Origin of the sequence: Zobellia uliginosa, assembly GCF_018860745.1 — a bacterium.
GTDB classification, from domain to species: Bacteria; Bacteroidota; Bacteroidia; order Flavobacteriales; family Flavobacteriaceae; genus Zobellia; species Zobellia uliginosa_B.
The window spans coordinates 268,468-282,531 of the sequence record NZ_JAHKPY010000003.1 but is presented as its reverse complement, the minus strand read 5'-3'; the positions used below and the strand labels follow the sequence as shown (position 1 = coordinate 282,531).

Annotated in this window: 15 protein-coding genes and 1 riboswitch; of the genes, 6 read left to right on the top strand and 9 right to left on the bottom strand. The window is 34.3% G+C overall.

Features of this window, described 5'->3' with window-relative positions:
• The first annotated feature begins 7 nt into the window (after positions 1 to 7).
• Positions 8 to 1,351 (top strand): adenylosuccinate lyase, encoded by a 1,344-nt coding sequence (purB, locus tag KO521_RS04960; RefSeq protein WP_215938805.1) that lies wholly within the window; start codon positions 8 to 10, stop codon positions 1,349 to 1,351.
• An 80-nt stretch (positions 1,352 to 1,431) separates the two neighbouring features.
• On the opposite strand, the gene KO521_RS04955 is transcribed toward purB, so the two are convergent.
• From KO521_RS04955 to KO521_RS04930, 6 genes are all read right to left on the bottom strand, one after another.
• A complete protein-coding gene (locus KO521_RS04955; RefSeq protein ID WP_215938804.1) occupies positions 1,432 to 2,247 on the bottom strand; it encodes a mechanosensitive ion channel family protein in 816 nt (271 codons plus the stop codon).
• A 143-nt stretch (positions 2,248 to 2,390) separates the two neighbouring features.
• On the bottom strand, positions 2,391 to 2,927 hold the full coding sequence (locus KO521_RS04950) for a DUF4252 domain-containing protein (RefSeq protein ID WP_215938803.1): 537 nt from the start codon (positions 2,925 to 2,927) through the stop codon (positions 2,391 to 2,393).
• A 40-nt stretch (positions 2,928 to 2,967) separates the two neighbouring features.
• Positions 2,968 to 3,513 (bottom strand): DUF4252 domain-containing protein, encoded by a 546-nt coding sequence (locus KO521_RS04945; RefSeq protein ID WP_215938802.1) that lies wholly within the window; start codon positions 3,511 to 3,513, stop codon positions 2,968 to 2,970.
• Positions 3,514 to 3,569: 56 nt separating this feature from the next.
• Entirely contained in the window at positions 3,570 to 4,118 is a 549-nt protein-coding gene (locus tag KO521_RS04940) for a DUF4252 domain-containing protein (RefSeq protein WP_215938801.1), read from the bottom strand.
• A gap of 16 nt (positions 4,119 to 4,134) precedes the next feature.
• Positions 4,135 to 4,584: a hypothetical protein gene (locus KO521_RS04935; protein WP_215938800.1), complete on the bottom strand. Its 450-nt coding sequence runs from the start codon at positions 4,582 to 4,584 to the stop codon at positions 4,135 to 4,137.
• Positions 4,571 to 5,080, bottom strand: a complete 510-nt coding sequence (locus tag KO521_RS04930) for an RNA polymerase sigma factor (RefSeq protein WP_215938799.1) — start codon at positions 5,078 to 5,080, stop codon at positions 4,571 to 4,573. The genes KO521_RS04935 and KO521_RS04930 overlap by 14 nt, the downstream gene beginning before the upstream one ends.
• Before the next feature lie 237 nt (positions 5,081 to 5,317).
• Between KO521_RS04930 and KO521_RS04925 the strand changes: the two genes are divergently transcribed.
• From KO521_RS04925 to KO521_RS04905, 5 genes are all read left to right on the top strand, one after another.
• Positions 5,318 to 6,820 (top strand): S41 family peptidase, encoded by a 1,503-nt coding sequence (locus KO521_RS04925; protein WP_215938798.1) that lies wholly within the window; start codon positions 5,318 to 5,320, stop codon positions 6,818 to 6,820.
• 78 nt (positions 6,821 to 6,898) lie between these two features.
• Positions 6,899 to 8,389 (top strand): S41 family peptidase, encoded by a 1,491-nt coding sequence (locus KO521_RS04920; RefSeq protein ID WP_215938797.1) that lies wholly within the window; start codon positions 6,899 to 6,901, stop codon positions 8,387 to 8,389.
• A 71-nt stretch (positions 8,390 to 8,460) separates the two neighbouring features.
• Positions 8,461 to 8,916, top strand: coding sequence for a hypothetical protein (locus KO521_RS04915; RefSeq protein ID WP_215938796.1), 456 nt, complete (start codon positions 8,461 to 8,463; stop codon positions 8,914 to 8,916).
• Positions 8,917 to 8,995: 79 nt separating this feature from the next.
• A complete protein-coding gene (locus KO521_RS04910) occupies positions 8,996 to 9,160 on the top strand; it encodes a hypothetical protein (protein WP_215938795.1) in 165 nt (54 codons plus the stop codon).
• A 202-nt stretch (positions 9,161 to 9,362) separates the two neighbouring features.
• On the top strand, positions 9,363 to 9,533 hold the full coding sequence (locus KO521_RS04905) for a hypothetical protein (RefSeq protein WP_215938794.1): 171 nt from the start codon (positions 9,363 to 9,365) through the stop codon (positions 9,531 to 9,533).
• A gap of 391 nt (positions 9,534 to 9,924) precedes the next feature.
• Here the strand turns inward: KO521_RS04905 and KO521_RS04900 are convergent, their stop codons facing one another.
• From KO521_RS04900 to KO521_RS04890, 3 genes are read right to left on the bottom strand one after another with little or no spacing between them, the layout of a single operon-like run.
• Positions 9,925 to 10,830, bottom strand: coding sequence for an ABC transporter substrate-binding protein (locus KO521_RS04900; RefSeq protein WP_215938793.1), 906 nt, complete (start codon positions 10,828 to 10,830; stop codon positions 9,925 to 9,927).
• A 26-nt stretch (positions 10,831 to 10,856) separates the two neighbouring features.
• Positions 10,857 to 11,915 carry a YncE family protein gene (locus KO521_RS04895; protein ID WP_252729849.1) on the bottom strand — a complete coding sequence of 353 codons (1,059 nt, stop codon included), beginning with the start codon at positions 11,913 to 11,915 and terminating at the stop codon, positions 10,857 to 10,859.
• A gap of 18 nt (positions 11,916 to 11,933) precedes the next feature.
• Positions 11,934 to 13,778, bottom strand: a complete 1,845-nt coding sequence (locus KO521_RS04890; RefSeq protein ID WP_215938791.1) for a TonB-dependent receptor plug domain-containing protein — start codon at positions 13,776 to 13,778, stop codon at positions 11,934 to 11,936.
• A gap of 31 nt (positions 13,779 to 13,809) precedes the next feature.
• Positions 13,810 to 14,035, bottom strand: a riboswitch (cobalamin riboswitch).
• Positions 14,036 to 14,064: the final 29 nt, after the last annotated feature.

Below are 14,064 nucleotides of genomic sequence, written 5' to 3'. Positions count from 1 at the left end.
TAACGTTATGTCTCTAAACGCTTTGAACGCTATTTCGCCTATAGATGGGCGCTACAGAAGTAAAACTGAACCATTGGCACCATTTTTCTCGGAAGAAGCCCTAATCAAACACAGGGTTCGGGTAGAAATCGAATATTTTATAGCGCTGTGCGAAATTCCGCTACCTCAGCTATCAGATTTTGACCAATCTAAATTTAAGGCGTTACGGGAAATCTATATTAATTTTGATACGGAAGATGCGCAAGAAATAAAGGAAATTGAGAAAACGACCAATCACGATGTAAAAGCGGTTGAATATTTTATAAAAGCAGCTTTTGATAAGTTGGGATTGTCCGCTCATAAAGAATTCATTCATTTTGGACTGACTTCTCAGGATATAAACAACACGGCAATACCACTATCTATCAAAGAAGCTACTAACGAAGTATATGTACCCGAATACACCACTTTATTGAACAAAATTCAAGAATTGGCAACTGAATGGGCAGATATTCCAATGTTGGCCAGAACACATGGCCAGCCTGCCTCTCCTACCCGTCTTGGAAAAGAAATAGGAGTTTTTGTAGTTCGATTAAAAGAACAATTCAACTTATTGAACGATATTCCGAGTGCCGCTAAATTTGGTGGTGCAACAGGAAACTACAATGCGCATAAAGTAGCCTATCCTTCTATTGACTGGAAAGCTTTTGGAACTAAATTCGTTCAAGAAAAACTGGGATTGCACCACTCCTTCCCTACTACGCAAATTGAACATTATGACCATATGGCCGCATTGTTCGATAATCTTAAGCGTATCAATACAATTATTTTGGATTTGGACAGGGATTTTTGGACCTATGTTTCCATGGATTATTTCAAGCAAAAAATTAAAAAAGGAGAAGTTGGTTCTTCGGCAATGCCACATAAAGTAAATCCAATAGATTTTGAAAACTCGGAAGGAAACTTAGGTATTGCAAATGCATTGTTTGAGCATCTTTCTGCAAAACTTCCCGTATCAAGATTACAACGAGACCTTACGGACAGTACAGTTCTTAGAAATGCCGGTATGCCATTTGCTCATACTATTATCGCTTTTCAATCTACTTTAAAAGGTTTGAACAAGCTTTTATTGAATAAAGAAAAATTTGAACAAGACTTAGAAAATAACTGGGCGGTAGTGGCCGAAGCTATTCAGACTATATTAAGAAGAGAAGGCTACCCTAATCCGTATGAAGCTCTAAAAGGACTTACACGCACCAATACAAAAATAAACCAGAATTCAATTGCTGAGTTTATTGATACGCTTGAGGTTTCAGATGCAATTAAACAAGAGTTAAAAGTAATTACGCCAAGTAACTACACTGGTATCTAAAAATCACCATATTTCCTAAACAAAAAAAAGGCCGCAATTGCGGCCTTCTTCGGGGGATAATGGTTAGTGTTTAGGTAATCTTATCCTTTCTTTTGTATCTCAACTTGATGTGGGTAAGGAATTTCAATTCCAGCTTTATCAAGTGCTAACTTACAGTTTTCCAACGTTCCAAAATATACATCCCAGTAATGCTCTGGCTTACAGAATGGACGTACTGCAAAGTTCACAGAACTATCTGCCAGTTCAGAAACATTTACAGATGGAGCAGGGTCTTTTAAAACTTTTGGGTCTGCCATAAGAACGTTTAATAAAACATCCTTTGCCGTTTTAATATCTTCTCCGTACCCAACTCCTATAGTGGTATCTACTCTCATTTTACCTTCAGCAGTATAATTAACTATATTACCATTTGACATGGCTCCGTTAGGAATAATTGCCAATTTATTATCTGGAGTAACAAGTTTTGTTGTAAAGATTTCAATCTCCTTAACAACACCTAGAGCGCCTTGGGCTTCTACCAAGTCACCGATTTTATAAGGCTTGAAAATGATAATCAAAACCCCGCCTGCAAAATTTGATAAGGAACCTTGCAGTGCAAGACCAATAGCTAAACCTGCAGCTGCAATTATAGCAGCAAAACTAGTAGTGTCTACTCCTAAGGTTGAAATTACGGTAATTATCAAAAAAATCGTCAGAGCCCATTTTACCAAACTCAGTAAAAATTTCTGAAGTGATACATCGTATTCCTGGCTAGTCATTCCTTTTCGAACGAGGTTCACTATTTTTTTAATAACCCAAGAACCAATAATATAAATTATTATTGCCCCAATAACTTTAGGTCCGTATTCCACGGCAAAATCAATGCCTTTATTCATCCATACTTCTGCTTGTTCCATGCTAGTTTCTCGTTTTTAGATTAATGCTTCAATGTGTAAGACACCCGATTTATCAAAAGGTCACTAAAAACTTTAAATTTTATCCAAAAAAAAACAAACCAATAAATTTGGTTTGTTTTTTAATACGAAACAATATGCATTGATTACTTCATAAAGTCCAGAACCTTAGAAAGTTCACTTCCGTTTACCTCTGATTTTTCCAGAGTTTGAACAAACTGAATCATTTTTGCAGGATTCATGTTATTTCCTAAAACTCGAACTACTAAAAAGCCTTTTTCTTCATTATCTCCATAAATAACAACCTCATCAATGGCATCTTCATTACCTAAATACTTAATAGTGGCCTTACCAAAATCCGTATTCATTTTCATAAGTTCCGTAAAATCCTTGTTTTTAAGAATTGACTTAATGATGGTTTGTTCCTTTAGAAAATCAGCATTATTTGTATCGGTCTTCTTAAAAGCCAGAACATTTAATTTCTTTAATGTCCCGATACTCTCTTTTTCTTCTTTAGACAATTTTGCTTGCTGTATATTTAATAATCCTACAGGTAAATCCAAAGTCATAAAATTAGGGTTCTCAGAATTTGCCACATAATACTCCTGTAGGCTGGGGGTGGAATTACAAGCACTTACAATAACTAAAAGTAGTGCAGCTATAACAATTTTTGCTTTTTTCATATAGATGTCTTTTATGCCTAAAAATTAGCTTTGATAGATATTACCTTCCTCCTACTTCATTCAATTCTTCGGGCAGATTCATTTTTCGGGTCAGAGCACCAATTTTATTTAAATCGATATCTCCTGTTAGCGATACCAAAACACTTTCAAATTTTCTATTGCCCATATCTAGCTCATCACTATTAATATCCGACACGAATAATAAAAGCTCACTAACATGATCTTCATCTCTACCTTCTTTAATATAGAACTTTACGGTAGCATCCTTGTCCTTCACTTTCATCAACTCTTCTAGATTAGAAGATTTCAGATATTTTTTAACTGTTTTACCCATGTCTTCGGATATTCCTGCATCTTCGGTAATAAATACCTTAATATTGTCTAAGCCTTGGGCAAGTTCTGCAAAATCCTGAGAATCCCGGTCGCTCTCATCAAAAGCAGCTATGTTACCTGCTAGTCTGATCATACTTTTGTTTACGGTAACAGAACCTACATTGTTCATGTTATCATACTTGTCAAATATAGATTGCGAAATACCAAGGAAGGGTAACAACGTTATTACTAGAAATACACTTAATTTTTTCATGACTGTTCGTTTTAAGATTAATGATTGTTTTTGATTATTGATTGATGATGATTAATTTACTTTCTATTCTTACCAGCTTCGTTCAACTCTTCTGGCAAATTCATTTTTTTGGTCAAAGAACCTATCTTGTTTAGATCTATATCTCCTGTTAACGACAAAAGTACCGTTTCAAACTTTCTACCGTTTACATCAAGGTCTGCGTTGTTAATACCTGTCACAAACATTAAAAGCTCACTCACATGATCGTCATCTTTACCAGCACGGATATAAAACTTAACATTTGCATCCTTATCTTTTACACGCATTAGTTCTTCCAGCTTAGCAGATTTAAGATACTTCTCTACCGATAATTTCATGTCCGTAGAAATAGACTTGTCTTCCGTTATAAAAACTTTAAGGTTATTTAAACTCTTGGCTATATCCATAAAGTCTTTGGCCTCAGGATCATCTACCTCAACGTCTATTTTACTCAAAAGATTGAACATACTGCGGTTCACTACTACGGCACTAACATCATCTAAATCTTCATATTTATCAAATAGGGACTGTGAAAAGCCCATAATTGGCAACACCGCTACTATTAGTACAATTAATATCTGTTTCATTTTTCGGGTTTTAATTTTATTTTTTGTTATATATTTTTTCTTTCGCCACTACAAACTCATTTAGATACCCTATTTTTTCTGTACCTCTTTCCATATTGTGACTAAGCATATCTAATGCCTTTTTGGTTTCATTATAAGCATATAAAGCTTGTTGTTGCTCTAATTCCTTTTCATCATAATAATTTTTTCCTAAATACACTCCGAACATTAGCATGACTGCTGCTGCAATAGACATCCATTTATATAAACTATTTCCGGCGCCTCTAGTTTCAGGCTCCAATACAACTTCCTTAGAAAACCGTTCTTCTTTGGCATTGTCCATAAATTTGAACAGTGCAACATATTGTTGCAGATTTTCAGGTATATCATCTTTAGAAAAATACCTTTGCAGCAGCTTTTCTTCTGCAACCGTGGTATCTGCTTCAAAGTACTTTTCAAGCAATCTTTCTATTTTATCCAATTCCATAACTGTGTTTTTTTATTAATTTATCTCTCACCGTTTTTCTAGCCCGAGATAAGGCCACCCTAACTGCCGTAGGCTTCATTTCTAACATATTGGCAATCTCATCATAGTCATATTCTTCTACGTCGCGCAACTGCAAAACCATTTTTTGTTGTTCGGGTAAATCTTCCATTATTTTTTGTACCCACTTAACACTATCATTTGCTTCAATTTTTTTCTGTAGCAAACTCCCTTTCTCCTCGTAATTGGTATGAACAAGTTTTAAATTCCCTGCTTGTTTTGATTTTAACCGGTCTAAACAAAAATTTTTGGTCATGGTCATTGCAAAAGCCTCTACACTCTTATACTGTTCTATACTCTTATTCTTAGCCCATAGCTTTAACAGAATCTCTTGCGTAGCATCCTCAGCTTCTTCCCTGGACACTAACAACCGTTTTGCCAAACGGAACAGCTTATCCTGAAATGGTCCCACAATCTTTAAAAAATCTGCCTGTTGCATTCTAATGATCTGGTTATTTTAAACTCCTCAAGAAGGTGTTACATAAGGAAGACGAACATCTCTTACTTATGTTACAATTTTTTTTTATATTTCAATTGTGTAAGTAATTAGCACAACCTTTTACTAAGTATATACGTATACTAACTTAGAACCTTTAATTTAAACTCCCCCGTTATATTATCTTCTTTCTTTTGGAACGGTAATTGATTTGGTTGTTTTACCGTTTAATGAAAAACTATGAAAAAGTATCTCTTATTGTTCCTTGCAGCAGGATTTTTATTTATTAGTTGTAAAAATGACGATAATATATTTCCTGAAGAACAGGAGGAAATTGTTGAGGAAGAATTAAAAACCGCCAGTGATTACCCTACACAAGATTTCATGTACCAGGTAATGAATGCTTTCTATTTTTGGCAAGCTGATGTACCTAATTTAGTAGACAATAAATTCACTGATACTGTTGACCCTGATTATATTTCATTTTTAGCCTCAGAATCAGACCCAAACATATTTTACGATAACCTGCTCTTTACAGAGGATAGATTTAGTTATCTAAGAGAAGATTATAGAGATCTTGTTAATTCTCAACAAGGAGTATCTACCAGTAATGGAATGGAATTTGGACTTTCATACTTTGGGGATGGGAATGACGTTTTTGGTTATGTTCAATATATTGTAGCTGGTTCTGATGCCGCAAGTAAAGGTGTAAACAGAGGTGATATTTTTACAACCGTAGATGGAGAACAACTTTATTATAACTCAGAGGACGATAACAATTTTGATTTATTTTCCAAAGACAGCTATACTTTAGGTATGGCCGATATTGTTGACTTAACAATAACCCCCAATGACAAAACGGTAATTCTAACAAAAGAGGAAGGTCTGGCTGAAAACCCAATTTTACTTTCAAAAGTAATTGAGGAAAATGGAACCAAAGTAGGGTATATTATGTACAATTCTTTTGTAGCTAGCTATGATGATGAATTAAACCAAGTTTTTGCTGATTTAAAAGCAGAAAATATTGACGAACTAGTACTTGACTTTAGATATAATGGTGGGGGAAGAGTTACATCAGCAATACAAATTGCAAGCGCCGTATATGGCACAGAAACTGATCAGCTTTTTCTTAAAGCGCGTTATAACGATAAAATTATGTCAACTTTTGATGCGGGTGATGGAGAAGATAATTTCACTGACAAAACTTATGACAGTGAAACTCCTTTAACTACCTTGAATTTAAAACGTTTATTTGTAATCGCGACAGGAGCCACCGCTTCTGCTAGTGAATTGGTAATAAACGGACTTGAACCCTATGTGAAAGTTGTTCATGTAGGCACAACAACTGTAGGAAAAAACGAGTTCTCCAATACTTTTGTGGATGACCCTGACAATAATTACTTCTATAATCCGGACCGTGAAGACCAAATTAACCCAGAGAATCAATGGGGGCTTCAACCTTTATTAGGTCGTAATGAAAATGCCGATGGTTTTTCTAATTATACAGATGGTTTAAATCCAGACTATGAGCTTAGAGAAGATGCTGCCACATTAGGGGTTTTGGGAGACACTGGAGAACCACTACTAGCTCTTGCACTATCCGTTATTTCCGGCCAAACCGCAAAAAGAAGTTTAGAACCGGTTTTACCTGTCAATTATATTTCAAATTCCAAAATGTTTAAACCTGGAGCTAACACTATGCTAATGGACGGTCTCATTAATCCGTTAAAATCAGAAAATTAAAAATAAGATAAACATTTTTACGTTGTGATATTCTAGTAGGGCAATCCCTTACCATCTCTATAATTTATGTAAGCGGCTATGAACAAAAGCACAATAACCGGATTGTTTCTTTTTCTTTTTATAACTTTTTCTTGTTCTGAAAACGATGATTTTACTATTCCCGATACGGTAGACCCTGACCCTGACGCAGGGGTAGAAGTGCAAGATTTTATGTGGAAAGCCATGAATTTCTGGTATTTTTGGCAATTAGACGTAGAAAATTTGTCCGATGCTAAATTTCCTAACACTAAAGAAGGATCAGCCGTCTACACTGAATTTCTTGCTTCTGAATCCGATCCGGGAAAATTTTTTGATAACAAACTGCTTTTCTCAGAAGACAGATTTAGTTTTTTTTCTGATGATTACGTAGAACTAACACAATCTTTGGCCGGTATTTCTAAAAGCAACGGCCTTATGTTTGGCTTGGTTCGCCAACAAAAGGATAATAGCCAACTTTATGGCTATGTACAATACATTGTACCGAATTCCAATGCCGCAACTAAACAAATAAACCGCGGAGACCTTTTTACCGGTGTAAATGGCACAACGTTAACGGACCAAAATTATATATCTCTTCTATTTGGAGACAATGATTCCTACACCCTTAATATGGCCGATATTGTGGGTGATAATGCTGAACCGAATGACAAAGATGTAGAACTAACCAAAGAAGTAGGACTAAGCGAAAACCCTATTTTCTTGGATGAAATTATAGAAATACAAAACAGTAAAATAGGGTATTTGGTATATAACGGATTTACGAACGAATATGACGAACAATTAAATTCCGTTTTTGGACGGTTTAAATCAAGTGGTGTAAACGAGTTGGTTTTGGATTTAAGGTACAACCCTGGCGGCTCTGTTAATACGGCAGTTCTTTTGTCTAGTATGATATATGGTACCAATTCAAAAGATGTCTTCTTAAAAGCGCTTTATAATGATAAATATCAAAAAATACTAGACGATAACGATACGGAACTAAGACGTTTTTTTGCTGATAAAACTTCAAAAGGAACCGCTATTAATACCTTGAATCTTAAAAAAGTTTATATCTTAACTACTTCAGGTACAGCTTCCGCGAGTGAATTGGTAATAAATGGACTAAGACCTTATATGGATATTGTTCAAATAGGAGAAACCACACGAGGAAAAAACGAATTTTCTGTAACCATGGTAGATGATAGAGATAATAAATATATCTACAGTGCCGAAAGAACAAGCAAAATTAAATCTAACAACAAATGGGCCATTCAGCCTTTATTGGGAAGAAATGAAAATGCAGAAGGGTTTTCAGAATTCACTGACGGTCTCTTTCCTGATATAGATTTGCAAGAAGATGTTACCAATTTAGGAATTTTAGGTGATTTGGAGGAACCGTACTTAGCAAGAGCCATAGAGTTAATAACGGGTACATCTGCCAAGGGCACTAAACATAAAGTTGAACTTCCAATTACTACTATGACCAACTCAAAAATGTTTATGCCATTAAAAGATAATATGTACATTGCCGATCCACCTATAATTTGGTAACCCTTGTATGAAAAAAGAGTGAGAGAATATAGAATAGAAATTATATTTTTAGCAAAATATTATGCTTGCTAATGGATAATGAAATTTTAATACCCACCTTAAGTAAAATAGGCTTTTCCGATATATACATAGCCCTATGTAATAATTTTGGTAATTTCAAAGATGGCAAAACCCCGTCAATTAATGTTATTAGAGAATCAAATATCTTATATCCATGTATGTCATATAGTAACAGGGATAAGTGTTTTTACATGGAAGAGATAATCAATGATCTCATTATTTATTTAAGTATATCTTTTAATAAAGGTTTAATAGAATGTATTTATTCTATTAAAAATATAGAGGAAGAATTCGCAACGTTTGCTTCCCGATTTGATTCTTTGGCAGTATTGAATAATTATAAGTTTGAAGACTTGGTTAAATGCAATCTTCCAATTTCTGCATCAGATAATGATTTTAAAAATATTTTAGAACAAGTACTTATGCTTGATAAAGAGTTTAAAGCAGAATTACAAAATGAATTATAACATATGAGGGTTTAAGAATTTCACCAGTGGGCTTTTTCCTGATGAACCATTACAAGAAGACGTTACAAAAATGGGAGTTTTGGGCGATTTAGAAGAACCCTACCTTGCGGAAGCCATAAAATTAATAACAGGTTCTTGTGCTAAAGGTGAGCAGAAGGTAGTGCTACCTATTGAAACTATGGCAAGCTCCAAAATGTTTACACCTCTAAAAAACAATATATATATGTTACCGATTCACCTATAATCTGGTAATATTCCTTAACAAATATTTGATTAGACTAATATTCAAAATGTAGACCTTCCCTAATTTAGGATTAAAAAATCCTATCTTTTATTCCATTATTAAACCAGCACTATGGTTTAATGTTTAAACTTGTTAAACTACTACAAATCGTAATTACTTTAGAAATGTTCTTAACCCAGCTAATAGAATATAAACTAACTTTATGAAATACTATTCAATAGGTAGTTCCGATAACCTTAAGGTTATTGGACACTATCCACAGACAAAATTAAAAAATGAAATTGAAAAATCGAATGGGGAAACAAAACCATTTAATACGGAAAATGAATATGGAAAACACCATGAATTTAACGAAGATGATTGCCCCGAATAGTCCTTATTTGATATTTATTAGATGGATTAACTTTTTAGGGTTAAGTCTTATATTATTACTTTCATTGCCTGAAATTATTGTTAAAATATTTGACTTAGGTCTTAATGAGCGATTAGGCGCAAAAGGGTTTTCTTACTTAAAGTTTTATATTTTCTTTTTCTTTTCTTTTTGGATTTATTTAATATTTCTGAGAATAGAAAGTAGAAACCGTAAAAAACATAAAATCCCATTTTATGAATATATTACTTCTAATTTGCTTATTTTTTGCGGATATACATATCCTTTTATTATTATAATTATTTTACCAAGTATTCCATTTATTTTTAATCTAATAAAATAACAAATTTTCAGTGATCTCCTCCCATATTTAGGACTAGACACTTTTAATTTTTTAATACTCGTAAAACTTTTGATACTTACCTTTTAAGCGCGAAGGAATAGAAATTGCTTCCGGATGAAACAATCCTGCCAATAATTCTATGCCATCTACCAACGTTCCTGCAGATGATTGCGTAAACAAATCAAAATCTGTTATAAATACCTGTTGTTTCTGTACTGCCTCCAGTGAATTCCATCCGTCTTTTAAAAGTAATAAGTGCATTTCTGACAATGTTCTTTTCATACTAAATCCGCATGGGGCTATCACAATCACTTCTGGATTGTACGCTAAAATATCTTCCCAAGAAATAACCCCGCTATTCCCAGATGGGTTAGATAACATATCTACACCACCGGCAAAATCTATCTGATGAGGAATCCAATGTCCACAATTATAAATAGGTTCCAACCATTCTAACAACAACACCTTCTTTTTAGGAGCCTTGGATGCTATTATAGTATCTATTACATGATTAACACGGTCATTTAACTTTATTAAATATGCATAGGCAACCTCTTCTTTATCCAATGCTTTTGCTATGGTAACGGCATTCTGAAAAACATCATCAAAACCCATAGGACTAATAGAAATGAGTTCTGGCTGTTTGTCAAGATTTGCAACGGCTGCTGCTGTACATTCCGTATCAATCTGGCAAACATCACACATATCTTGAGTAAATATGATGTCTGGCGCTATTTCCGCCAATGCTTCCTCATCTACATAGTAGAGTTTCTTCCCTTCTTGTTTACTTTCAGAGAAAAAGACATCTATCTGTTTACTTGTATAATTCTTACCTTCTAAGATACACCGCACTACTGGTTTTTTCTCTTTCAGGGCCTGTGGGGGACATTCAAACGTAACACCATACAAATGTTCTTGCAAACCCATATCATAGAGCATTTGTGTTACAGCAGGCATAAAAGAACAGGCTTTAAGCATCAGTTTTAATTAAAGTATATACCTCCTGGAATAATACCTACAGAAATAGTATTGGTTAATGTCTTCGTATTCAAATCATAAATATACAAATCTCCTTTACTAACATAATCTTTAGCATCTGTTCCATAAAGTTTACCGTCATTAACAGTCATAGTATAAAACGATACATCATTTATAAAAGCTTCAGTTGGCAAAGCATCCAATCCAGGTTCAAATGTATAAACGGCATTAGACATCCCATAATAAAATGTATCATCTTCTACACTCAAAGCACTTGGATGCTCTGTAGTATCAAAATCTAAAGTCTGTGAAATAGTATTGTCTGATGTGTTAATTTCCGTAAGTGTTCCATTGGTTTCTTCCCCAGTATATTCTGGAGCACCGCTGCTTAATACCCATAAGTTTCCGGCAGTATCCCATTGCATGGAATTAGGAAAATCTCCAACGGTTAGCGTAGATGTAATTAAGTCCGAAGAAGAATCAATTATTGAAACCTTATTATTCTGACCGAATGCTCCTTTATGGGCTACATAGACAAAATTAGCATTGGAAGTGATAGCTTCCGGCCCTAACTCAACAGGAATAGATTCTGAAACCGTATTGGAAATTAAATCAATAACGGCAATATAATCATCAGTTTCATCTGCAGTATCTCCCCAATTGGTAACATAACCCTTCCCATTTGAAACAGTCATATATCTAGGGTTTAAAAGGCCATCATCTATTACTCCCTCGCTTTTAAAAGTATACCGATTGACCACATGAATTTTATGTGAATTATTGACCACAATATAAGCCAGTTCTTCATTAAAGGCGATAGACTGTAGAATGTTACCTACATCTTCATTATTTTCTAATTTAAAAATAGCATCTTTTACTAGTAATGAATCGTTAGATATATAAGTTACCGTTCCGCTACCGTTGTTAAAGGGACCTTCATTTGCTATTAAAATTCCATTTTGGTAATCTCCCTTCACCTCTTCAATTACAACTCCATCGTCATCATTTGAACAACTAACTGTAAATAAGGCCGCCATGGCTACTAAAATTGATACTTGTTTCATTTTCATTTTGTTCTTTTTTTAAATTTTAAACTTTAACTTTAATTGTACATTCCTATTTGGCATAGGCCTGAAGGCAACATTTTGATAATTTTTATTGAATAGATTATTGACTTGCAGCGAAGTCTCAATATTCATTTTTTCCTTTATTTTAAAACTTCTACTCAAGCCTAAGTTCGATACGGCATACCCCAACAAAGACTCAGAATTATCTGAAGTGATAAAAACGCTGCTATTAACGAATAATTGATAAAATAATCGCCAGTCTAAATAGGCATATGTTAGAATAGATGTTACCTTATGTTCTGGCACATACATTAACGATTTATTAGTTTCAGAATCTACCGCCTTAGTCAGTGCATAGCTATTTTTCCAAGTAAGATTATGGTTTCCCCATTTTTCCGCTAACTCTAACGAAACTTCAAGACCATAATTTGACGCGTTATTAATATTGATGGGAGTCCAAATTCCCATATCGTTTGGCCTCCACTGAATAAGATCCTCAGAATCAATATAAAAAGCAGCCCATTGAAAAGTATACTTCTCTTTTTTAAAGGTCTGCCCTATTTCTGCCTGTAGTGAAGATTCAGGTCTAATATCAGGGTTACCACCTGATCCTCCACCTAAAATCCAATAGACTTCATTGAACGTGGGAACCCTGTAGTTTTTTGAAGCATTCAAATAAATAGTGTGGTGGGAGTTAAAAGAATATCTGCCGTTTAAAGAATAAACAAACGGGCTTTTGTAATCATTTATAAACTCTTTTCTAAGGTTGGCTCCGTAGGTAACCTTCTCACTTAAATTATGTTTGAATAAAAGGGTTGTGGCTAGTGTTTTTCTGGTACCATTTTCAAGAGAAGTTCCTTTAGCTTCAATATAACTGTAATCGGCAATGCCATTGAGAACAATATCCTTGAAATTAATTTTGTAATCATAATTGATCAAAAATGTATTTGTATTTCCAAAGGAAAAATCTGCACGCTCTTTATTATCATAGTATTTGTACTTTTCGTATAAGTAACCTAATTTAACCCGATGAATTTGTTTTTCATTAAAATGACTCCATTCCAAAAGGTTACGGGAATTATAATCACGATAATTAGAATTGGAAGGTGCAGTAATAGTTCCTGAAAAATCACGGTCACCAATAAAAGTGTTATGATAGAATTTTAGTAATTGACTATCGTTTATTTCATGTCCTATATTAGCATTGACATTAACATTATTAAAGGCGCCATTTTCATTCCTTTGGTTTGTTCCCAAATATTTATAGTCGTTTTCCGATTCAAGATAGTTTATTCCTAAACCTACTGTGGTTTTCTTTGACCCAATAGAAGTACGGTAATTAAAATTCTTTGTATCAAAACTCCCATAACTAAAGAGTAACTCATGTTCTGAATGTTTGCCGAATCGAAATAGGTCATTCAAATGCACACTACCACCAATCGCTCCACTACCAAATTGCACACTTCCTCCCCCACTTCTAATACTTATAGAGCCGTAATTTCTTGGCACAATTGTATTAAAATCAACCTGACCTGTAAGTTGTGAATTAATATTGATGCCATTCCAGATGACGGCTGTTTGTGAAGCATTAGTTCCTCGGAAAGATGGAGAAGAAAGCATTCCTAATCCATTTTCCTTTAAATAAATACTAGAGTTAAATTGCAGAAGGTCAGTCAAAGAGCTGCCATTACGGTCAACTAAAGAATCTTTTAGAACGTCTACCTTTCCATTCGAAAAATGCAAAAGTCGAACATCAGTAAGAATCACTTCGTCCAAAACTGTTATGCTATCCTGTTGGGCATTGCCAAACAAAGTGCATAAGAAAACAAGAATAATCAAAAATGGTTTATTATCTCTCATACCGTTAAAGACCTTTTACCCGAAAGTCTTGTTTAAGGTTATGAAAATGGCAGGTCTCCTGACTTGCTCAATGTTATCTTACCTTCCCATCTATTACTTAGACAGTGGTGTTGAAGAAAATAACACCCTCCTAAGAGGCACCAAGCATAGCTTGGTGTAAACTTACAGTTGCGGGAACAGTTCCGGATTTTAACCGGATTCCCTTTTAATCGACAAAGTATATGTTACTTAATCGAACCAAAATTCGCGGCGAAGGTAGTAAATTCATTGACAAATACAACCTAAA